Source organism: Shewanella sp. WE21, from assembly GCF_002966515.1.
GTDB classification, from domain to species: domain Bacteria; phylum Pseudomonadota; class Gammaproteobacteria; order Enterobacterales; family Shewanellaceae; genus Shewanella; species Shewanella oncorhynchi.
The window spans coordinates 3,180,682-3,203,337 of the sequence record NZ_CP023019.1; the positions used below are offsets into that span (position 1 = coordinate 3,180,682).

Genomic DNA, 22,656 nt, shown 5'->3' on the forward strand with positions numbered 1-22,656 from the left:
ATCATTCGCTTGTAGCGATAGTGGATTAGTCAGCGACTAAGAGCAGTTTGTCATATTGGCCTGTGGCTTTTAGCTGTGATAAGCCAGCGTCGAGTTGGCTTGCTAAGGTTTGTGCTTGCGGATTTTCTTTCGAGAAGGCCAAAAAAATATCGCTGCTGTGGTTAGCAAATGCAGGAATAATCTCATCATCTACCCCCATTTTTTTCAGGTTTTCCTTGGCGACTAAGTCGAACATCAAGGCAGCATCTATGCGACCAATCAATAATAAATTGATGAGCTGTTGTTGGTTGGCGACGGTGACGATATTGAGCTGTTGCTGTTTAACTAATGTGGGAAACTCATCGCCATATTCATAGCTTTTAATCACGCCGATAACGGTGCCTTTAGGTAGCGCCCATTTATTGTCTGCCAGAATAGGTTTTTGTTTCTTTTGATAAAAAGAAGCCGTGGCGATAAATAATGGGGTGTTTCCAAAGATGAAGCGTTGCTCAGTACTGTTCTCGCGGGTGACGTTAAACACCCCATCAACTGCACCTTTTTCCGCCATCATTAAGGCACGGGAGTAGGGTACAACTAAGCTATTCACTTCAATATGCGACTGTCTAAATGCGGCTTGGATTAAACGATGGGAAATACCTTGACCAAACTGATTGGCGAAAGGTGGCCAACTGTCTTCTGCGGCTAAGGTTATGGCTTGAGGTTGCGATTCTGCTGGTATTGCATTACTTTCTTTAGCGAGTGCCATGTTGCAAATAATGGATACGAGCAATAAAACGATGCTAAGTATCAATGCTGACGGCAAATTTAATGCCTGCTGCATCCTGAGCTTCATTCTGTTCCCTGCGCGCATTTTGCTTCCATCTCCCCACTTAATATATGGCTTTTATAGCATAAAGAATTATATCTAGACTAATGATTTGAATATTAATTACTGATAGTTAGTCCTTTTGTGACGTTTATAGGATATTTCAACAACCTCAGTTTACTGTGTGCGGGTCTATTATTTTTATGTACTGTGTTTAAGGGGAATTTTACGCTGGGCAACACATGAACTGGTTTAGCTTTCTTGCTAAGTAGAAGAAATTGAAATGGATAAGTTTCAATGTTGCCATCAAACGAATCGCTAAATTGTTTAGTGAGGTTCGTTTGATGGTGATGTGTGTTGATCTTAGCTGCGCTATTTGACCTTAGTGGCTTGCATCGAAAACCAAGTCTTATAGGGCTGATACTTGTCATAGCACCAATGGAATAGGGTGCTGTAGAAGAAGAAAAAGATCAAAAAAACCGCTTCTAAGCCCATGGCTGCCAACCAACCTATCTGTAGAAACCAGGCGATGGTCGGTATGCTAATGAAAATAAGTCCCCCTTCAAATCCAAAGGTATGCAGTATTCTGGTTTTCAAAGTGCGTTGCTCTCGATTTGCCCCAAATATCCTGTCGAATCCTAGGTTGTAGAAGTAGTTCCATACCACGGTATAAAGACTCAAAGCGATACCAACTATGACAAGTTCACTGGTTCCCTTGCCTGATATAAGGGTAGAAACGGGGATAATAATAGCGAGTGCAATCGCTTCAAAGAGTAAGGCGTTAAAGATACGTTCTGTCGTTTTCATGGCTATTTCCCATTCATTTAATGTGACTATGGCCATAATTTTATCTATTATAGGGATAAGTTATAGTTAGATAGTATCGGTAAAAGCGATATGTTTAGTCTCGAACAACTCGAAGCCTTTATGGAAACCGTAGAATCGGGTTCATTTTCGAATGCTGCAAGGCAACTTAAGAAAGCACAATCCGTGATTAGCCAGCATGTGATGAATCTTGAAATTGACTGTGGGGTTGAGTTATTTGACCGTTCGGGTCGTTATCCGGTATTAACGGCCGAAGGTAGTAAATTACTGCCCTACGCAAGAGCGACGATTCTTCAACATCGTAGGCTCAAACATACCGCCTTATCACTCTTCAGTAGTCAATCTTCAGAAGTGTGCCTTGCGATGGATGAAGGCATTCCGATACAGAGAATATCTGAAATTATTCGGTTGTTAGAAGGTGATTTCCCTAATATCGAACTCGAGTTTCTCAGTGCTTCAAGCATAGATATTATCGACATGGTGCATTCGGGAAGAGCATCTACAGGATTGATTTTTAGTGAATTATCTATGCCAAGTAGTATAGATTTTGAGAGTATTGGGGTGATTCAATTCGATCTTTATGTGGCGAGTTCGCATCCCTTAGCAAAATCAGTTGCACCGAACATGGACTCATTGCGACTGTATCGACAATTACTTATCCGCTCACGGAATACTAAAACCAGTAGTTTTCAGCAGGCGTTCAGTCCTGATGTTTGGTATGCCGATAACTATTACGTGTTATTGGAGCTCGCATTACAGGGCCATGGTTGGTGTCTATTGCCCGAGCATATGGCGTCCAATTTAGTTTCATCGGGTAACTTAACTCGCGTCCCCATAGAATTTGAGCAGATAGGCTGGCATGCAAACGTCGATGTGATCCAGCATCAAGATAAAAGCAGCCTGCCATTATTGAAACGACTCAGACAACTGTTTAGAGAGCTCTTGGTTGGACAGAAATAAAGCAAAGCATAAATAAAACCCCAGTTAAGTGAGCACTCTACTGGGGTTTAGTTTTTGTAGATCAGGATTTGTGAATCAGTATTCATCATTACGCGGAAAGTTAGCCAGCACTAGCTCGGCCACTTTGCGCAGTTCATTCGGGCAAATTCCACTGGTTGCTTGTACGGCCATACCTTGCAATACAGTGCCTATATAACGGGCAAGCAGCAAGGGATCGGCGTCAGCGGGCAAATCACCTTCATTTTTGGCGCGTTGCAGTCGTTCGCACAGGGCTATTTCACCGTCGCGGCGACGATTAATCAAAGTATCTTTAATCGCTTGCCCTGCTTCACTACAGGTGAGTGCCCCTTGAACAATTAAACATCCCTGTGGATGGCTTTTATCCACCAAAGAGCTTGCCGCACCGAGTAGCATTGACTCGATAACCTGATAGGCTGTTTTCTGTTCCAGTGCTGGGTAGAAAAATGCACAGGGGCGCTGTTCATATAATTCTATCGCTTTGAGAAATAACTGTTCTTTATTACCGAAAGCGGCATAAAGGCTAGGTTTATTAATGCCCATAGCTTGGGTGAGATCGGTTAACGATGTACCTTCAAAACCTTTGAGCCAGAAGACTTCTAAGGCTTTTGCTAATGCATCGTCAGTGTCAAAAGCTCGTGGGCGACCAACACAGGGCGTCTGGGTGACGGTTGACATCATTAGGCTCCTCAATTCTCAATTGCCCCTAGGATAGACATGGGTTTAGTCCCTGTCCAGCCACACTTGCCACCGATGACGGACTTAGGGGGATATGTCTACTTAGTCATTCAAGGTGTCACCTAAGTTCAGCATGTTATCTGCGTTAGTCAGTGTTTGCTTCAATATTCATCAAAATGCTTTGCCGTTCAAACTCATAGCCTTTTGCCTCTGGACGCATTGCCTGCCTAGGGTAAGTGCACACTTTTAATTAAATACCGTTCGGTACATAAATTTGTTGACAGCATCATTTTACGCTATATATTACCGTCCAGTACAGAACATTTTTTACCAGTCGGTATTTAATTGATTTGGTTTGTAACACAGCTGCATGTGTGTGGTTCGAACAGCGTGAAATGCCCGCCACTTTGAGGATAGTAATATGATGAGTAACAAACCTTTACGAATAATGATGTTAACGGCTGTGGCTGCTTTCGTCCTTTCAGCTTGTGGTGAGCAAACAACGCAGCAGGGACCTGCACCGAGTGCGCCTAAGGTGGATGTCGCTCAGGTATTACATGAGCGAGTCACCGAATGGGATGAGTTTACCGGTCGTTTACAGGCGCCAGAAAGTGTCACCCTTATCCCGCGGGTGTCGGGCTATATCGACTCAGTAAATTTTAAAGAAGGCGCCTTAGTGAAAAAAGGCGAAGTGTTATTTCGCATCGATCCAAGCGTGTTTGAAGTGGAAGTGGCCCGGTTAAAAGCAGATCTTACTAGCGCACTCTCTGCAGAGCAACTGGCCACTAATGATTTTGAACGGGCACATAAATTATTTGACCAAAAGGCGGTATCGGGCGAATTACTCGATACCCGTGAGTCGAATAAACGTCAGACTGCAGCCGCAGTCGCTTCGGTGAAAGCAGCACTCATGCGCGCCGAGCTTGATTTAGCTTATACCCAAGTGCAAGCGCCGATTGATGGCCGCGTGTCCTACGCCAACGTCACTGCGGGTAACTATGTCACTGCAGGGCAGAGTGTGCTGACCAGCTTAGTCTCTACCGCCAGCATGTATGCCTATTTTGATGTGGACGAGCAAACCTACCTTAAATACGTGAAGTTAACTGCGCAGAACAAACGTAACGATCCCCGTGCTGGCGATAATCCTGTGTACATGGCTTTAGCCAATGAGCGCGATTATCACCATATTGGCATGGTCGACTTTGTGGATAACGCGATGGATAAGCAGACGGGTACTATTCGAGTTCGTGCGACTTTTGACAATGAAGACAATAACCTATTGCCAGGCTTGTTTGCGCGTCTTCGTACTGCGGGCAGTGGCGCCTATGAGGGGATCTTGATTGACGATAAAGCCGTTGGCACAGATCTCAATAATAAGTTTGTGCTGGTCGTCGGTCATGATGGCACGGTCGAATATCGCGGCGTGACCTTAGGCGAAAAAGTCCAAGGACTGCGCATCGTGATCCAAGGCTTGATAGCCGATGACAAGATCGTCGTCAACGGTATGCAACGCGTACGTCCTAAGATGCAAATTGAGCCAAACATAGTGGACATGGTCGACAGCGACAAGCTCGAAGCACTGCGCCAAGCCCAGTTAATACTCGATAAAAACCAAGAGCATTTGACGGCGCAAGCGGTTGAAACGGCGAGCCGCGGTTAAGGAATAACACACTATGTTGTCGCAATTTTTCATTAAAAGACCGATATTTGCAGCCGTGCTGTCATTGCTGTTTCTTATCACGGGGGCGATTGCCGTTTGGCAGTTGCCTATTACCGAATATCCAGAGGTAGTGCCACCAACGGTAGTGGTCACTGCTAATTATCCTGGCGCAAATCCTAAAGTGATTGCCGAAACTGTGGCTTCACCGTTGGAGCAGGAAATTAACGGCGTCGAAGACATGTTGTATATGTCATCGCAGGCGACGTCCGATGGACGCATGACCTTGACTATCACTTTTGCGATTGGCACTGACGTGGATAAGGCGCAAACCCAAGTGCAGAGCCGAGTTGATCGCGCTATGCCCCGCCTGCCGCAGGAAGTACAACGTCTTGGTATTGTTACTGAAAAATCATCGCCAGACTTGACCATGGTGGTGCATTTGTTATCGCCGGATAACCGTTACGACATGTTGTATCTGTCTAACTATGCAGCGTTAAACGTTAAAGACGAGCTCGCACGGATTAACGGTGTGGGCGCGGTACGTTTGTTTGGCGCCGGCGAATACAGCCTGAGAATTTGGCTCGACCCGAATAAAGTCTCGGCGCTGGGTTTATCGCCAGCGGACATTATTGCCGCCGTACGTGAGCAAAACCAACAGGCAGCAGCGGGCAGTTTAGGCGCGCAGCCCAGTGGCAGTGCTGACTTTCAACTTTTAATTAACGTGAAAGGCCGTTTAACTGAACTGTCTGAATTTGAAGATATCATCATCAAAGTTGGTCAGAATGCTGAAGTGATCCGCCTTAAAGATGTCGCGCGGGTGGAACTCGGGGCAACGAGTTATGCGCTGCGCTCTTTACTCGATAATAAGGACGCGGTCGCTATTCCTGTATTCCAAGCATCGGGTTCTAACGCGATTCAGATTTCCGACGATGTACGCGCCAAAATGGCAGAGCTGTCTAAAGGATTCCCTGAAGGATTAACGTACGAAATCGTTTACGACCCAACAGTGTTCGTGCGTGGCTCGATTGAAGCTGTGGTAAAAACCCTGCTCGAAGCCGTGTTGCTGGTGGTGTTAGTGGTGGTACTGTTCCTGCAAACTTGGCGCGCATCGATTATTCCGCTGGTGGCCGTGCCTGTGTCTTTGGTCGGTACTTTTGCCTTTATGCATCTGCTCGGTTTCTCGTTAAACGCCTTGTCGCTATTTGGGCTGGTGCTCGCCATCGGTATCGTGGTTGACGATGCCATCGTCGTGGTCGAAAACGTCGAGCGTAATATTGCCGCAGGATTAAGCCCAGTTGCGGCAACACAAAAGGCGATGAAGGAAGTGACTGGCCCGATTGTGGCAACCACCTTAGTGCTGGCGGCGGTGTTTATTCCAACGGCCTTTATGAGCGGTTTAACCGGGCAGTTCTATAAACAGTTTGCCTTGACTATTACTATCTCGACCTTTATCTCGGCGATTAACTCACTCACTTTGAGTCCGGCATTATCGGCGCTGTTACTCAAGAGCCATGATGCACCTAAGGACGGCTTAACGCGTCTAATGGATAAGTTGTTTGGTGCTTGGTTATTTGTGCCTTTTAATCGCTTATTTAACCGTGCATCCGATGGTTATGGCTGGTTAGTGCGTAAGGTTATCCGTTTTGGCGGCATTATTGGTCTAGTGTATTTAGGCATGGTGGCGTTAACGGGTGTGCAATTTGCCAATACACCAACGGGTTATGTGCCCGGCCAAGATAAACAGTATTTAGTGGCCTTTGCTCAGTTGCCCGATGCGGCATCCCTTGAACGTACGGATAGTGTGATCAAGAAGATGTCTGAGATTGCGCTAAATCACCCCGGAGTCGCGCACTCGATTGCCTTCCCTGGCCTTAGCATCAACGGTTTTACCAATAGTCCTAACTCAGGCGTGGTGTTTGTCGCGCTCGATGATTTTGACTCGCGTACCAGTCCTGAGCTGTCGGCGAATGCCATTGCAGGACAATTGAATCAGCAATTTGCTGCTATTCAAGACGCATTTATTGCCATCTTCCCGCCGCCACCTGTGCAAGGCCTCGGCACTATAGGAGGGTTCCGTCTGCAAATTCAAGACAGAGCCAACCTTGGTTATGAGGCCTTGTATCAGGTGACCCAACAAGTGATGTACAAGGCGTGGGCCGATCCTCAGTTAGCTGGTGTTTTCTCTAGCTATCAAGTGAACGTGCCACAACTTGAACTGGATATCGATCGGACTAAAGCGAAACAGCAGGCAGTGTCGCTCGATCAAATCTTCCAGACATTACAAACCTATATGGGCTCGACTTATGTCAATGACTTCAATCGTTTCGGTCGAACTTATCAGGTGAATATGCAAGCCGACGAGGCGTTCCGTCAAAGTCCGCAGCAGATAAGTCAGCTAAAGGTGCCGAATCTGAATGGTGACATGATCCCGCTAGGTTCGTTCATCAACGTCAGCCAAAGTTCAGGCCCAGACAGAGTGATGCACTATAACGGTTTCACGACCGCTGAAATCAACGGTGGTCCAGCGCTCGGAGTGAGTACAGGCCAAGCGCAGGCGGCGATTGAGAAAATTTTGGCTGAAACGTTACCTAATGGTATGACTTATGAGTGGACTGAGCTGACCTATCAGCAAATTCTCGCGGGCAATACGGGTCTTTTGGTTTTCCCGCTGGTGATCATCTTAGTGTTTATGGTGCTAGCCGCCCAGTACGAGAGCTTAAGCTTGCCACTGGCGATTATCTTAATCATCCCAATGACCTTACTTTCAGCCCTCAGTGGTGTGCTGATTTACGGTGGGGATAATAATATCTTCACCCAAATTGGCCTGATAGTGCTGGTGGGGCTGGCGACTAAGAACGCTATCTTGATTGTCGAGTTTGCAAAGGAGAAACAAGACCATGGTATGGCACCTATGGAGGCGATATTAGAGGCAGCAAGATTACGTTTACGCCCTATCTTGATGACATCTATCGCCTTTATCATGGGAGTGGTGCCTATGGTGTTCTCCACTGGCGCGGGCGCTGAGATGCGCCAAGCCATGGGGGTGGCAGTATTCGCCGGTATGATAGGGGTGACTGTATTTGGTCTTATCCTAACGCCGCTGTTTTACTATGCCTTAGCAAAGAGAGGCGGTAAAAAAGCCGATGAGCATAAAGAGATAACCGTCGGTTAAGCTTGTTTTCTAGTTGAAAAACACATGAAAGGTCTACATTGAGTAGGCCTTTTTTGTTTATTCACGGCGAGAGCGATTAGATTTGACTATCTTTAGCTGGGGTTAATTAACATTAGGTCAATTGATGTTTAGTGATGGTATTGCTCGCCAGATTAAAACTAAAATCAGAAATGAGGAATATCGTTGGTATTTTCTGGGTCATCAATAAGAAACAATGAATAACTATTACGAGACCATTCTGTTAGCTTATAACTTATTGCCACTTGAGCGCGTCATTATCACAGTATGATTAGAATGGTTACTGTTTTACGACTTTTCTATATAATTTGATGATTATTCAATGTATTAGTAATGTACAATGCTAGATGAATCTAGATCGTTTTTTTACGCAGAACTCAGCTAAGGTACTTGTTGACCTTGCATCACTATGCCCGAGGTAACGGATGATCCTATATCGCGTTTTATATGCGTTAGTACTTTGCGTTTTGATCTATTTCACGCCTCAAGTCATGGCTGCTGAACTCAATATTAATGTAGTAGATCTGCAACAACAGGCCATTGCCGATACTGTCGTGGAGCTGATCCCAGCAGTGATGCCCGATAATGCAATACCTATCGAGCATTATGAAATGTCGCAAAAAAATCGAACCTTTATCCCCTTTGTGCTGGCGGTGCCTAAAGGTGCAAAGGTGGATTTTCCCAACTTAGATCGTACTCGCCACCATGTGTATTCTTTTTCAGAAGCTAAACCTTTCGAACTTAAATTGTATGTGGGTCAGGCCGAAGCGCCGATTCAGTTCGATAAACCCGGTTTGGTCGCGCTTGGCTGTAATATTCACGATTATATGCAGGCATTTATCTATGTGGCAGATAGCCCTATTGTCGCGGTGACGGACGAAAAAGGTGAGATCCAGTTTAAGGGACTTACCGCCGGTCAATATAAAGTTAAGCGCTGGCATCCATGGCAGAAGGCGGCATCAGAGCCAACGGATTTACTGATCGCTAATGGTCCTAATCAACTCAGTCTGTCCTTAGACATTGAGCGTCAAGCTAAACCGTCGTCGCCGCCGTCGGGATTTGGTCACTACGATTCTGAAGGTAAGCCATTACATGCTAAATAGTTTTCGCGCTCGGCTGATTTTAGTTTTCTTTATTGTGCTGACGTTAGTGCAATTTGCCACGGCATTTTCCGTGTTGACAGCGACCGAAAAAGATAACTTTTTACAGCAACAGAAAAGCCTCGATATTGGCGCGAATGTGTTTCTCGAAGTGTTATCGAATCGCGGTATTCAGCTCAGTCAAAGTTTGTCCGTACTCAGTGCCGATTTTGGTTTTAAGCGCGCGATTGCTACTGGTGAGCAAGAAACCATTGAGTCAGTGTTATCTAATCACGGCTCTCGTATTGGTGCCGACGCCGCTGTATTGTTATCACCTAAAGGGGAGCTCTTGACCTCGAGTTTGCCCGGACTCACTCAGGATGATATTCAATCCTTATTTAATATGACCACCAGCAATCATAATGCGTTAGCTATCCTTAATTTTGATCATGCTAGCTATCAGTTTGTGCTGCAGCCGGTGAAGGCGCCGACCTTAATCGCTTGGGTTGGCATGGGTTTTTTATTGGATGAGAAGGTCGCCCAACAAGCTAAAGCTATTACGGGCATCGATGTGAGTTTTGTCAATCAGGCAACGGGCCGCACTGAAATAGCTTCAACCTTATCAGATAATGAAAAGTTAAGCGTAATTGAGCAGGCGAGCTTATTGCCTAGCTTGCTGAAAATGCCTAGTGAAAGTATTCCCGTAGATCATCTGTCTATGGGCATCAAACTTTATGATCACAACGGCAGCCAATTAGCGCTACTACATCAATCAAACCTTAAGTGGCAGCAAAGTTATCAGCAACTACGCAATAATATGCTGCTAATTTTTGCTTTGACCTTAGCACTGGCGATTGCGATTGCGATTTGGTTGTCGGGCAGTTTGACTGAACCCGTGCATCAACTTGTGAATTATGCCCGTAAAATCGGTCAAGGTAAGCAGCCTGCCAATATTCAAGGTGCGCCAGCAGAGCTGAGGGTGTTGGCTAAGAGTTTATCCTTAATGCGCGATGATATTGAAGCGCGGGAAAAGGATTTAGTCTACCAATCTCGCCACGATAGCTTGACAGGTTTACTCAATCGTTTTGCCGCAAAACAGCATTTGGCGGATCTTAACGATAAATTATCCGGTGCTATGGTGTTGTTAGATATTAAACATTTCCGCCATATCAACGATATTATTGGTTTTGCCAACGCCGATACTTTGTTACTGCTTTTTGCTCGTCGCCTAGAGCAATTAGCACCGACACCGGATTTATTGGCACGATTAGACGGTGACTCATTTTTACTTCTTTATAGCCAAGGTATTCGCCCTGAACATTTACTGAAGTCATTGGATATGCTGGAGTCACCCTTTCCAATCCAAGGCTCAAATATTTCTCTTACCGTGCGTGCGGGATTACTCGAAATCGATGGTAATGGTGCTGATATCGATGTGTTAGTGCGCCGCGCCGAAATTGCCCTCAATCAAGCCTGTCTCGAAGAGCAACGTATTGTCAGTTATCGTCAAGGCGCCGATGAGAAATACCAGCGTGAGCTGACGATTATTCGTGATTTGCCTATAGGTTTGGCGCAAAACCAATTGTATTTAGTGTTCCAACCTAAAGTGGATTTACGCCTAAACCAGTGCACTGGCGCCGAGGCATTGATCCGCTGGCAACATCCTACGCTAGGGTTTATTCCTCCCGATGAATTTATCCAACTGGCTGAAAATTCAGGCAACATTGATATCGTCAGCCAATGGGTATTGAAGCAGGCAATTCAGCAATTAGTGACATGGCAGCGGCGGGGTATAGTGCTAAAACTGGCTATTAATCTGTCGGCCCATGATTTAGTCGATACTCGCTTACCGAATCAAATCGCCATTTTACTGAAAGATAATAATCTGCCAAGCGGTGCACTCTGTATCGAAGTCACTGAAGGCGCCGTGATGAAAGATGCACAGACTGTGGTGAGTGTATTACAGCGATTCCGTGACATGGGCGTGTCTGTTGCCATTGATGATTTTGGCACAGGTCATTCATCATTAGCTTATTTGAAAATTTTACCCGTTAATGAAGTGAAAATTGATCGCAGCTTTATCAAAGACATGCTCACGGATAGCCAAGATGTGATGATAGTCGATACGAGTATTAAATTGATCCATGGCTTAGGTTTTACCGTAGTAGCCGAAGGCGTTGAAGAACAAGAAGGTGTTGATATATTGCGCAATCTTGATTGCGATATCATTCAAGGTTATGTGTTTTCGAAACCCTTAAAAGCGGCTGAATTTGATCTGTGGTTCGAGGCGTTTAACCATCCAAATACTTCTGATGCATAAGCGCGTTTACTCAAGTCAATATGCAAAGACGCTAGGCTAAAGATTCATCGTCGACAGAATTAGAGCGGAGCATCAAGTGAACATTTCCATAAATGCATTGAAGTTGAATTCATTAACTTGGACTTATGTTAAGGCTTTGTCTTGCCTATTTTTACTATTGAGCACTGTTCCTACGTTTGCTGAAGGTAGCCGTGTGGTCGCGACTGGCGGCGGGACGATGATTGAAGGCAGTGCTGGCGGTGGCATAGTGCCATGGGCTGTGATCAACGGTTATGGTAGTAGCGGTGAATGGTCCGCTACGGCGATGGCGACGGGTGTCTATGTCGATGATTTTACGCTGAAAGTGATCGGCGCTTCTTTGAGTTTTGATAATCGATTCGAGCTCAGTGTTGCTCGGCAAACCTTTGATTTGGATACTATGGGCGGCGAGTTAGGCCAAGATATTTTCGGCGTAAAATACAAGCTTGCCGGAGAGCTGCTTTATACGGCTATGCCGCAAATTACCTTAGGTGCCCAGTATAAAAGAGTCGATGACTTTGCGATTCCTCAGGCAGTTGGGGCGCGGGATGATTGGGGTTTAGATGTGTATATTGCTGCCAGCAAAGTATTTTTTGATGCGGTAGCGGGACGAAATGTATTACTCAATGGGACCGTGCGCGCGACCAAGGCGAATCAAACGGGTTTATTGGGTTTTGGTACTCAAGCCAATCATGATTATCAGTTTGTGCTCGAAGCCTCTGCCGCGGTATTACTGACGGATAATGTGGCACTGGGTATCGAATATCGCCAGAAACCCAATGAGTTAGCTTTTGCCCGTGAGGATGATTGGCAAGATGTGTTTTTAGCGTGGTTTATCAATAAGCATCTTTCCGTGGTGACGGCCTATGCGAATTTGGGCAGTATTGCAGGGTTTGAAGAGCAGCGGGGTTGGTACCTATCGGTGGAGGGGGCGTTATGAGGCGTTTACGGGTGAAGTTAATACCTTTTGTCGTAGTGTTTTTTTTCACTGGCTGTGCGGTGCAAACGACCGAAACCTCTGCATCACAAACTCACTCGAGTCATCAAACCTTATACCAAGATTTAGGTGGTAACGCAGGCGTATCGGCGATAGTCGATGGTTTACTGGCACGTATTGCCACAGATCCACGCATAGTGCATCACTTTCAAGAGACAGATATTGCGTTATTTCGTGAGCGTGCCATTGAACATTTTTGTCTGGTTGCCGATGGCGGCTGCGTGTATCACGGCGAAAGTATGCAGCACAGTCATAGAGGATTGAATATTACTCAAGCGGATTTTGATGCCTTAGTCGGTCATTTGATTGAATCGATGAAAGAGCAACATATTCCGCTATCGACCCGTAATGCCTTTCTAAAACGTCTCGCCCCTATGTATACGGACATTACCTATCACTAGTGTGTTGTTTGTATTATCAAAAAGTGGCCTTTAAATATGGCGAAGGTGTTTGATGCGGTTAGTGTGATGAATCGCCTCATTTTTGTCTTGTGACTAGAGCAATAACGCCTCATCGATAGGGTGAAATTGAGAGGCTGCATCCCTTAAGGATTTAGCCGTCAGGGTAGGGACGCCATACACTTGGGTTTCAACGCCATACTTTTGATGAATTTTTTGCAGCAATAAATCGAAATCGCCATCACCAGACAATAAGATCACTGTATCCACTTCACTCGCCGCTTCCATAATATCTATGGTGATCCCCACGTCCCAATCGCCTTTGGCTGAGCCATCGCTACGCTGAATAAACGGTTTTAACTTCACCTCAAAACCTATGTGCTTTAGTGCGTTTTGAAATTTCAATTGCCCATCGTCGCCCTTATGGATGGCATAAGCCACGGCCAACGCTATATCACCTTCATAACCTAAGTGTTGCCACAGTTTACGATAATTAAATTGGCGACCATAGGCTTCACGGCAGGTGTAATAGATGTTTTGTACATCGACAAATAAAGCGATTTTTTTCAAGGCGTTTTCCAGCGGTTAGGGGAGTAAGGGCACTATAGCATATCGAGGCAATGGGGTTTTCAAGGATGTTAGAGTGTTGGGTTCAGCCGTCGAGATTGTGAACCCAAAGCGTATGTTAGCTTCTATGGTATTTTTGATATTCGCCCGGTGACATGCCGCAGAGTTTTTTAAAGTAACGCCCCATATGACTTTGATTGGCAAAGCCATTATTGAGGGCGATATCGGTCAAGGATTGCGTTGAATGGCTCAAGCTTTGTTTGACCTTTTCAATGCGCACTTGCAGCAAATACTCCTGCGGCGTCATCGCAAATTGGCATTTAAACATGCGACAAAAATGGTACTCGCTCAGTTGGGCAAGCTCGGCCAACTCAGACAAGTAAATCTGCCTATGGGAATGGCAATGAATAAACTCTTTGATCGCTTTGGCCACTTTAGGTGCGAGTCCACCCTTAATTGGCCCCACCGACAAATTAAAGCCTGAGCTTTGCAGCAAAGTCACCAGCACAGTGTCGGTTACTTGTTCCATCATCAGATGGTGATCACTCGTCTGCCAATCGAGCCCGGCAACTTGGTGCCGAAACAGCGCCTCTAATCTCGGATTATCGACAAAGGTCAACTCAGGTAAACGCACTTGGCGTGGATCTTTATCAAAGACTCGCACCGCCAATTTTTTAAGATGTTCATCGCTAAAATACAAATGCATAAACTGCTGCGGTTGTCCCAGTTGCCAATGGCTTTGGCAGCCTTGGGGCATAAGGCAAAACTTACTGGGCGCGCCATAGTCGGCCTTGATATCGGTTCTGTGGGTTTCGTAGCCGCCATCCAGATACATGCTCAGCGTATGTTGTGCATCGTTTTGGTAATACAGACGCTCGCCCGCATTTTGATAATGGGCCCAAGATAAATCCTCCGTAATCGCTTGCTTACGAATACAGGTTTTGGCGGATTTATCAAAACTGATGTATTTGGGCTCCATGGGTTCCTAGTGATCTCACTGGCTAAGCATTTTGTCTTTCCAAATTATCGCACTTATGGGCGTGGCTCAACGTCCGCTCGCGATTAAAACCGCAATATCGTGTTATGACCAACAAGATGGTGACATAAGGACGAAAGCCATAGTTGTATAGTTTGCCTCATTAAGCATTTTATGAAGGTGTAGGGGACTCATTATGGCTGCTGTGATGTATTTGCTGATGATTTTTGTGTGGGGTTTTTCGTGGATTGCCATTAAGTGGCAGCACGGTGAGGTGGCGACGGAAGTCTCGATTTTCTATCGGTTTGTGATTGCGAGTCTCTTGATGTTCACCATTGGCTTTGCCTTTAACAAGCTGCAAGCGGTAAAGCTTAGGCAGCATCCTTGGTTTGCACTACAAGGCGTGTGTCTATTTTGCTTGAACTTTATCGCGTTTTATACCGCAACCCATTATATCGCCAGCGGTTTAACGGCGGTGATTATGGCCACTGCCCCCATTTTTAATGCGATACATGGCCGCATTTTTTACGGTACGCCCACCAGTCGTAATTTTTGGTTAGGAGTCGGTGTCGGTCTGGGGGGCATTAGCTTACTCTTTGGTGCCGATTTGCTCGCGACTCAGTGGTCACAAAATTTAGTGTGGGGCTTATTGTTTTCGCTGCTAGGTACGTGGTTTTTCTCGATTGGTAACATGATCAGTATGCGCAACTCGCGCGATAATGTGTCGCCCTTTACTTCAACAGCGTATGCCATGTGCTATGGCAGTGCGGCGTTACTGCTGATCATCTGGTTTAAAGATTTAAGCTTTAGTTTACCGCTGACAACCAGCTATCTTGGCAGCTTGTTCTACTTAGCCGTTATCGCCTCTGTGGTTGGCTTTACCGCTTATTTGATCTTGGTTGAGCGAATTGGCGCTAATGCCGCTGCGTATCTGTTGGTGATTACCCCTGTGGTGGCGTTAAGTGTATCGAGCGTGTTTGAGGATTATCAGTGGACTTGGTATTCAAGCGTGGGACTCTTGCTGGTCGCGCTCGGAAACATGTTAACGCGCCGTCAAAAACCGCTTGGTGCTGGTCTCGGTTTACTTTTAGGCTTAGCCAATAAAGCAAAAAACGCTTAAAACATTAATGAGAAAAAGCCAAGACATTGAGTGTCTTGGCTTTTTGTTATTCGATTATCAACAACTATGATTAGCGCTAGGCTTTAGGTGCGAGTTCCTGCTGTTTTGCCGCTAACTCTTGTGCCGCTAACTCTTGTGCTTTAATCGCCGCTTCGAGCTTAGCTTCAACATAACCAGGAGAGTGCGTTGTGGCCGAGATTAATCGATACATGGCGGGGATCACCAGTAAGGTCACAAAGGTAGCAAACGCCATTCCGAAGAACACTACAGTACCTACAGCGATACGGCTTTCTGAGCCCGCGCCCGTCGAGAAAATTAACGGTACAGCACCCACTAAGGTGGTGAAGGCTGTCATTAGGATTGGCCGTAAACGACGGGATGACGCATCGATAATGGCTTTATTGAGTTCAAAGCCGCGGTCGCGCAATTGGTTGGCAAATTCCACGATGAGGATACCGTTTTTAGTCACCATACCAATTAACATGATCATGCCTATCTGGCTGTAGATGTTGATCCCTTGGCTCGTGATCAGTAGTCCTAAGAAACCACCGAATACACCCATAGGCACAGTAAACATCACCACTAACGGGTTGATAAAGCTCTCAAACTGTGCGGCTAATACTAAGTAGGCAACCAGTAAAGCTAAACCAAATACGATAAAGATACTGCTTTGGTTTTCTTTAAAGTCTTTGGATTCGCCCGTATAACCAATCGAAATATCCTTAGGTAATAGTTCAATGGCTTTAGCGTCAAGGAACTTTAAGCCTTCACCTAAGGTGTAACCTTCACTGACGTTAGCCTTGAGGGTGATCGATTTTTGTTTATTGGTGTGGCTTAATCTTTGTGCAGAGGCAATTTCTTCTATATGAGTGACAGTATCGAGAGTGACTAATTCGCCCTTAGCTGACCGCATGTAGATTTGGCTCAGGTCACCGACATTGTTGAAACTGTTTTCATCACCGCGTAAATACACATCGTATTCTTCGCCTCGATCAACAAAGGTCGTTTCGGTGCGGCCACCCAGCATGACTTCTAAGGTTTCCGATACTTGGTCGACACTGATCCCCAGTTCCGCGGCTCGCTCTTTATCGACAGTAACAATGAGTTCTGGCGTTGTTTCTGCGTAGTCTAAGTCAGCCCCTTCCATCATAGGGCTAGCGTTAGCCTCTTCTTTCAATATCTGCGCCCACTTAAACAGTTCGGCATAGTCCGAACCACCAAGTACAAATTGCACGGGTTCGCTCGATTGCCCTCTAAAGCCTGGCATCATAGGGCGAACCATTACATCTGGGATATCTTTTAAGGCATTGCTAATAATTCCAAGGGCTTGCTGCGCTGTCACATCGCGGTGTTCCCAATCTTCTAGTTGCATGATGACAAAGCCAGTTTGATCGCCAGCACGGCCACCAAAGGCGGGAGCTTGTACGCTGAAGGATCGCAGCACACCTTTACCGAGCAAGGGCATGAGTCTGTCTTCGACTATGTCCATGTTGGCTGTCATACGGTTATAACTGGTGCCTTCGGCGCCTTTAATAAAGGCGAACAACACGCCGCGGTCTTCCTGCGGCGCAAGCTGTGACGGTACTTGTTGCATTAACCAAGCGCTGCCGCCGATACAAGCGAGGATAACTAAGGGCGCGAGTAAACGGAGTTTAATCGCTCGAGTCACGGCGACGCGATAAACGCTTTCCATGCGAGCAAAGCCGCTGTCGACCCAACGATTAAAGCGATTCGGTTTGACGTTGGCTTTAAGTAATTTACTGCTCAGTACAGGCGTAAGTGTGAGTGCCACTAAGGAGGAGAACAGCACTGACACCGCCAGCATCACGGAGAACTCGGTAAATAGTAGCCCGACCATGCCCTCCATAAAGGAAATTGGGAGGAATACCATCACCAGTACCGCCGTAGTGGCGATAACGGCAAAGCCCACTTCGCGAGTACCTTTATAGGCGGCGAGTAAGGGCTCTTCACCTTTTTCGATATGGTGGAAAATGTTCTCGACCACCACAATCGCATCATCGACCACTAGACCGATGGAGAGGATTAATGCCATCAATGTCAGTAGATTAATCGAATAACCTAGCATGTTGGCGGCGATAAATGCCGAGATCAAAGATACTGGAACCGTCACCGCTGGGATTAATGTTGCTCGCGCTTGTCCAATGAAGATATACAGCACGAGTACGACCAAGGCGCCCGTGACATAAAGTGTGCTATACACTTCGTTAATTGAGCGGTCGATAAATACGGTCGAGTCGAAGTCGACCACTAGGCTAGTGCCTTCGGGCAGGAAGTCTTGTACGCGATCAACTTCTTTATGTACTTCTTTGGCAACGAGCAGAGGGTTGGCATCGGACTGGGCAATAATGCCTAAACTGATGTTAACTATGCCGTCGCTTTTGAAGGTCGAGTTTTCGTTTTGTGCTCCAACAGCCACATCGGCGACATCTTTTAAGTAGATAGCCGTGCCATCGCTGGCGGTACGCACCACAAGATAGTCGAAATCCTTCGGCGTGTAGTACAAGCGTTTGGTACGCACCGACATCACTGTGGTGTCGTTGCGCACTTGGCCGCCGGGCGTTTCGATGTTCTCTTTACGCAGGGCGTTGATAATATCCGTTGCGGTAACATTACGTCCTGCCATTTGTTCGGGTCTGAGCTTGACGTACATGACCTTATACAAGCCGCCGGAAATGCTGATAGAACTCACGCCGCTGATTAAGCTGAATTTGTCTTCGAGTACTCGCTGGGCGTAGTCCGTTAATTGAGTACGGTCCATCACACTCGAGCTTAAGTTCACATAGACTGAGGGTTCGCCGGAGCCGTTGTCTTTTGAGACGACGGGGTCTTTTGCATCTTCTGGGAGCCTGCGTTGGGCGCGGGCCACTGCATCACGCACATCGCTGACCCCTTCGGTTAAGTTCCAACCGAGGAGGAATTTAACTGTGATACGCGAGCTACCGTTACGTGTGGTCGAGGTGATTTCGTCAATACCACTGATCCCTGTTAGCTCATCTTCTAAAGTCTTAGTGATCTGGCTTTCCATAATCGCCGCCGATGCACCCGAGTAACTGGTGCTGATGGTGACTACAGGGCTTTCGACGTCGGGCATCTCCCGTATCGACAGTTTAGTGAACGACACTATGCCAAATACACACAGCAGTAAGCTTAAAACGATGGCAACGACAGGGCGTTTAACCGAAACATCGGATAACCACATTATTTCGTCTCCGTTGCTTTAGGACCTGAAAGCTCTGTCGCACGGGCTGAGGCTTTACCATCGAGCGTGACTTCATTGATTTGCAGGCCATCGCGCATATTGACTAAGCCCTGTACCACGACTTTGTCACCTATGTTTAAACCGCTTTCGATTAAGACTTGGTTATCGATACGTGCCCCGAGTGTCACTTCTGTGCGGTGGGCAATGTGGTCGGCGCTAACTACGTATACGTAACGTTTAGTTCCTGAATACTCAAGAGCTTGTACTGGCACCATAGGTGCTGAAATCGCTGGGAAGGTGATAGTTGACGACATCATCATGCCCGGTTTTAAGCGTTTCTTCGGATTATCGAATAGCACTCGTACTTTGAGGTTTAAGGTTTCCTCATTGACGCGGGGATCGATAGCCACCATTTTGCCAGTAAAGATTTCATTCGGCCAAGCGCGACTGGTGGCTGATACTTGCATGCCAATACTCAGTTGCGATAGGAAATGCTCAGGCACTTGTAAGTCGAGGCGCATGCTGGACAAATCATCTAGCGACATCAACTCAGTGCCCATGCTGACCATCTTGCCTTCGCTGAAATTAATCAGGCCAGTATTACCCGCAAACGGTGCTATCAGCGAGTGGTAATGTAAATCTGCTTGGGCGGAGGATAAGCGTGCTTGGGCGATATCAACACTGGCTTTTTGTGCGTCAATCTCGGTTTGGGTAATGGCGTTACGGCTGATCAGTTTTTCAAATTCTTTGAGTTTACGTTTTTCATCATTGAGGAAAGCATTGGCCTCGGCGACGGCGGCTTGGGCTTTCATATCATCGAGTTCGATCAGTAACTGGCCTTTTTTCACCGCTTGGTTTGAGGTCACTGCGACTTGTTTAATCTTACCTGTGACTTGCGGTGCAATGATCACTGCACGTTCAGCCGCGAGTTTGCCGATAAGAGAGATAGATTGCGCTAATGGATATTCAATCACTTCACCCGTGACCACAGGAACGGTACGCATAAGATGTGGTGCGTTCTCGGGTTTAGCCGCTTGAAGGACATCACTAAAACTCACCGCTGTGGCGATAATCGCAAGCAGGGCAATGGCAATAATGGTTTTTTTCATTGTAATTATTATCTCGCGCAAAGGCAGTTTAAAAAGGTAATCGCTCTAATGGCGCTATTCTAGTGAATAACGTACGCCAGTTGGGTAAAAGTTTGTAAAGGTAAGCGAACGAAAATGAAAGAAATTGTGTTTTTTGAGCATTGAGCACAATTCAACGAGAGTTTTGCTGTTTTTTTGTGCTGTTATTGCTTTTTAAAAGCTGGACGGACTTTAGGGATGGACTTCAGTTCGCGTTTTTTCAATCGGCGCTTGAGTCGTTTCAACCTGAGGATATTGGCTTAAAATTGCCGCTAATCGTCCATCGCGGCGCATACTCTCTAAACCTTGATTAAAATCCGTCACTAACTGCGGATGATCCGCCACAGCCAAAGAGATCCCTAAGTGAAATACCTCAGTCGCTATGGGTTGGCCGACTTGCTCAAAGGCCCCCTCATATTCACTTGGTCCTTTTTTAATTAAATACCTCGCTAAGTTATGGCCAATCAAGACTAAGTCAATACGTTTTAAAAACAGCTTTTTGAGATTCATCTCATCCGAATTTCCTTCCTCTGTGGTGAGCCCCGCGGCGAAGATTTCTGGCGGATTAGCGTAACCGCGACCTATACCGATAGTGAAAGGTTTAAGATCTGAAAGTTGACTGAAACTCAGCGGTGAATCTTTACGTTTATAAAACACAATTTGTACGGGTTGGATAGGCGCAGAATATTGGGCCCATTGCTCGCGCTCTTTACGATACCAGAGCCCAATGATGCCATCAGCTTGGCCTGTTTTAACGAGTAAAGCCGCGCGGGCGAAGGGATAAAACTTGAGGCTGGCAGTGTAACCTTGGCGTTTAAAAGCTTCTTTGACGACTTGCGCAACGCCGCCCTGTTCAGGTAAAGCATCGGCATAAAAAGGAGGATAGTTAGTGGCGACTAATTGGAGTTCTCTGCCCGCAAATGCTGGGGGATAGAAGCTGAATAGAAACAGGCAAAAGCTAGATAATGTGAGTAATTTCTTCCCCATTTCTACTCCAGCACTTAGGTGAGTCGCACTTGGCTTGAGTATAGTCAGAGTTAATTAAAACAGGCGAACTTATGGATATTAAGATGGGTGAATGTTGAGAGCCATACAGATTTAGAACTATGCCGATTTAGAATCATTCAGATTGAGAACTCTACAGATTTATAACCATGGTGGGTGCCCGTTTACCTTTGCTCATTCATGCCTTATTGCCCCAGCGCATTCATGGATTAGGGCGCTAGCTCATTCACGTATTGGGGCAAAAGATATTAGTGAGGCAGGTTATAGCGAAACCTGCTCACCCTGATACAAACCTCGGCGGAGTTTGCCAGCGTCGATAAGTAACAGCTCACCGGATTTACCATTCTTAATGCTGCTATCTATCGCAATGATTTTATTATGATAAAGCCCAAGCACTTGTTCCTGCGATGTGTGCCCTACGACGATATGATCGACCTTGAAATAGTTCAGTATGCTATCGATATCCGACTCTTTCAGTTCATCTTTAAAGTAGCCACGATACCAAGTTGGACCATTGGTAAAAAACAAAAAGTTGAGTAAATCATCTTGTTTTAAATCGGCTTTTTTATCATCTAAATGCTGCCGAAATAATTGGTTAGCATCGCTGATATTTAATTTACGCTCGACCCATTCAGGGCTGATACCGCCGTGCATAAACAAGATATTATTGATTTTGACTAAAGTATGTTTGCTGCGAAGCCATTGGCCTATTTCGGTGTCTTTGTTGTAGAGCGCATCGTAGCTGCGTTTGAGTAAATCTGCCGAGACTTGATAGCGTTCGTTGACGTAGCGTAAGTCGCCGCGAAACACCATTTGCTCGTGATTGCCCATGAGTAGATGTAAGCGTCCGCCCGCAGCTTGGGCTTCTTGGTCTAAGGTATATAAAAACCACAATACTTCATTGACTTGATGACCACGGTCAAACATGTCGCCCGTCATCACCATATGACCGTCACCAAAGGCCCAGTGGTTATCTTTGTCGATAATCTTATGGGCTTTTAGTAAGTTAATCATCACATCAAATTGGCCGTGCACATCGCTAAGGGCGACAATTCTGCTGACATGGGTGAAGGTATCGGGCTCAACCGTGACAGCTTGTGTATGAAGGTGCGGTTGGGGTAATTCACCGCAATTGGTAGGGCGAGTTAACTGCGCCTTCGCAATCGGTGTTTGTTTTAGCTCGCTTTGGCAAATCCAATAGGCTGTGTCTTTTTGAGCATCATCTAAAAACACATAAGGGCCATCGGTGACGCTGTTTTCTTGAATTTTTAGCTCTAGCTCGGCTTCACTTGCATTGGCCGCTAATGAGGTCAACGCCAGTGAGGTAAAGGGGAGTGCGGTGACAAGCCATAACAGTGGCGTGAATTTTCTCTGTTGCTTGAGTATCCATTGGCTGGTTCGGCTAAGTCGCGTCATAGATAGCATGATTGGGTGAGCCCCGACTGGCATCGAATTGATTTGCATTAGACCGCATCCTTGTTCTTGTTTTAGTTATTCATTTTTTCATTTTAGACACTTGAGTTGATGAGTCTTAGAACGTGCAGCTTGACGAATTCAATTTCAAGCGCTTAATCCAAACGCTTAATCGCAAGTGCCTAATCTTAAGTACTTAATGTCAAGTGCTCAACCTATTGAAAACACTAAATCATACGGATAAGGCTTAACATCGGCAAGTCGTGGGGCGGGCTAAATT

The 22,656-nt window shown here is 46.1% G+C and carries 17 protein-coding genes; 8 read left to right on the plus strand and 9 right to left on the minus strand.

Annotated features, from left to right (window positions below):
* Nucleotides 1-25 precede the first annotated feature (25 nt).
* The gene (locus tag CKQ84_RS13920) at nucleotides 26-850 is read right to left on the minus strand and encodes an ABC transporter substrate-binding protein (protein ID WP_105251731.1); all 825 of its coding nucleotides are present in this window, start codon (nucleotides 848-850) and stop codon (nucleotides 26-28) included.
* Nucleotides 851-1,177: 327 nt separating this feature from the next.
* Nucleotides 1,178-1,612 carry a PACE efflux transporter gene (locus CKQ84_RS13925; RefSeq protein WP_105253070.1) on the minus strand — a complete coding sequence of 145 codons (435 nt, stop codon included), beginning with the start codon at nucleotides 1,610-1,612 and terminating at the stop codon, nucleotides 1,178-1,180.
* Between the two features lie 90 nt (nucleotides 1,613-1,702).
* On the opposite strand from CKQ84_RS13925, the gene CKQ84_RS13930 reads away from it, so the two are divergent.
* On the plus strand, nucleotides 1,703-2,590 hold the full coding sequence (locus CKQ84_RS13930) for a LysR family transcriptional regulator (protein ID WP_105251732.1): 888 nt from the start codon (nucleotides 1,703-1,705) through the stop codon (nucleotides 2,588-2,590).
* A 75-nt stretch (nucleotides 2,591-2,665) separates the two neighbouring features.
* Here the strand turns inward: CKQ84_RS13930 and CKQ84_RS13935 are convergent, their stop codons facing one another.
* Complete coding sequence (locus CKQ84_RS13935; RefSeq protein ID WP_105251733.1) at nucleotides 2,666-3,289, minus strand: TetR/AcrR family transcriptional regulator; 624 nt, start codon at nucleotides 3,287-3,289, stop codon at nucleotides 2,666-2,668.
* 418 nt (nucleotides 3,290-3,707) lie between these two features.
* On the opposite strand from CKQ84_RS13935, the gene CKQ84_RS13940 reads away from it, so the two are divergent.
* The 6 genes from CKQ84_RS13940 to CKQ84_RS13965 all read left to right on the plus strand — a co-directional run bounded on the left by CKQ84_RS13940 (nucleotide 3,708) and on the right by CKQ84_RS13965 (nucleotide 12,951).
* The gene (locus tag CKQ84_RS13940) at nucleotides 3,708-4,946 is read left to right on the plus strand and encodes an efflux RND transporter periplasmic adaptor subunit (protein WP_105251734.1); all 1,239 of its coding nucleotides are present in this window, start codon (nucleotides 3,708-3,710) and stop codon (nucleotides 4,944-4,946) included.
* 13 nt (nucleotides 4,947-4,959) lie between these two features.
* The gene (locus CKQ84_RS13945; RefSeq protein ID WP_105251735.1) at nucleotides 4,960-8,118 is read left to right on the plus strand and encodes an efflux RND transporter permease subunit; all 3,159 of its coding nucleotides are present in this window, start codon (nucleotides 4,960-4,962) and stop codon (nucleotides 8,116-8,118) included.
* A 443-nt stretch (nucleotides 8,119-8,561) separates the two neighbouring features.
* A complete protein-coding gene (locus CKQ84_RS13950; RefSeq protein WP_028761410.1) occupies nucleotides 8,562-9,239 on the plus strand; it encodes a methylamine utilization protein in 678 nt (225 codons plus the stop codon).
* On the plus strand, nucleotides 9,229-11,535 hold the full coding sequence (locus CKQ84_RS13955) for a GGDEF domain-containing phosphodiesterase (RefSeq protein ID WP_105251736.1): 2,307 nt from the start codon (nucleotides 9,229-9,231) through the stop codon (nucleotides 11,533-11,535). The genes CKQ84_RS13950 and CKQ84_RS13955 overlap by 11 nt, the downstream gene beginning before the upstream one ends.
* A 76-nt stretch (nucleotides 11,536-11,611) precedes the next feature.
* Nucleotides 11,612-12,493: a DUF3034 family protein gene (locus CKQ84_RS13960; protein WP_173913189.1), complete on the plus strand. Its 882-nt coding sequence runs from the start codon at nucleotides 11,612-11,614 to the stop codon at nucleotides 12,491-12,493.
* Nucleotides 12,490-12,951, plus strand: a complete 462-nt coding sequence (locus tag CKQ84_RS13965) for a group 1 truncated hemoglobin (protein WP_105251737.1) — start codon at nucleotides 12,490-12,492, stop codon at nucleotides 12,949-12,951. Before CKQ84_RS13960 ends, CKQ84_RS13965 begins: the two co-directional genes overlap by 4 nt.
* A 93-nt stretch (nucleotides 12,952-13,044) precedes the next feature.
* Here the strand turns inward: CKQ84_RS13965 and CKQ84_RS13970 are convergent, their stop codons facing one another.
* Both CKQ84_RS13970 and CKQ84_RS13975 read right to left on the minus strand, forming a co-directional pair.
* Nucleotides 13,045-13,518, minus strand: a complete 474-nt coding sequence (locus tag CKQ84_RS13970; protein WP_105251738.1) for an NYN domain-containing protein — start codon at nucleotides 13,516-13,518, stop codon at nucleotides 13,045-13,047.
* Nucleotides 13,519-13,633: 115 nt separating this feature from the next.
* On the minus strand, nucleotides 13,634-14,494 hold the full coding sequence (locus CKQ84_RS13975; RefSeq protein ID WP_028761405.1) for an AraC family transcriptional regulator: 861 nt from the start codon (nucleotides 14,492-14,494) through the stop codon (nucleotides 13,634-13,636).
* A 193-nt stretch (nucleotides 14,495-14,687) separates the two neighbouring features.
* Here CKQ84_RS13975 and CKQ84_RS13980 point away from each other — a divergent pair, with 193 nt between their 5' ends.
* Nucleotides 14,688-15,611: a DMT family transporter gene (locus tag CKQ84_RS13980; RefSeq protein WP_105251739.1), complete on the plus strand. Its 924-nt coding sequence runs from the start codon at nucleotides 14,688-14,690 to the stop codon at nucleotides 15,609-15,611.
* A 76-nt stretch (nucleotides 15,612-15,687) separates the two neighbouring features.
* On the opposite strand, the gene CKQ84_RS13985 is transcribed toward CKQ84_RS13980, so the two are convergent.
* From CKQ84_RS13985 to CKQ84_RS14000, 4 genes are all read right to left on the minus strand, one after another.
* Nucleotides 15,688-18,831, minus strand: a complete 3,144-nt coding sequence (locus CKQ84_RS13985; RefSeq protein ID WP_105251740.1) for a multidrug efflux RND transporter permease subunit — start codon at nucleotides 18,829-18,831, stop codon at nucleotides 15,688-15,690.
* Nucleotides 18,831-19,940 (minus strand): efflux RND transporter periplasmic adaptor subunit, encoded by a 1,110-nt coding sequence (locus CKQ84_RS13990; RefSeq protein ID WP_105251741.1) that lies wholly within the window; start codon nucleotides 19,938-19,940, stop codon nucleotides 18,831-18,833. Before CKQ84_RS13990 ends, CKQ84_RS13985 begins: the two co-directional genes overlap by 1 nt.
* Nucleotides 19,941-20,150: 210 nt before the next feature.
* Complete coding sequence (locus tag CKQ84_RS13995; RefSeq protein ID WP_105251742.1) at nucleotides 20,151-20,945, minus strand: ABC transporter substrate-binding protein; 795 nt, start codon at nucleotides 20,943-20,945, stop codon at nucleotides 20,151-20,153.
* Nucleotides 20,946-21,224: 279 nt separating this feature from the next.
* The gene (locus tag CKQ84_RS14000) at nucleotides 21,225-22,427 is read right to left on the minus strand and encodes a metallophosphoesterase (RefSeq protein WP_105251743.1); all 1,203 of its coding nucleotides are present in this window, start codon (nucleotides 22,425-22,427) and stop codon (nucleotides 21,225-21,227) included.
* Nucleotides 22,428-22,656: the final 229 nt, after the last annotated feature.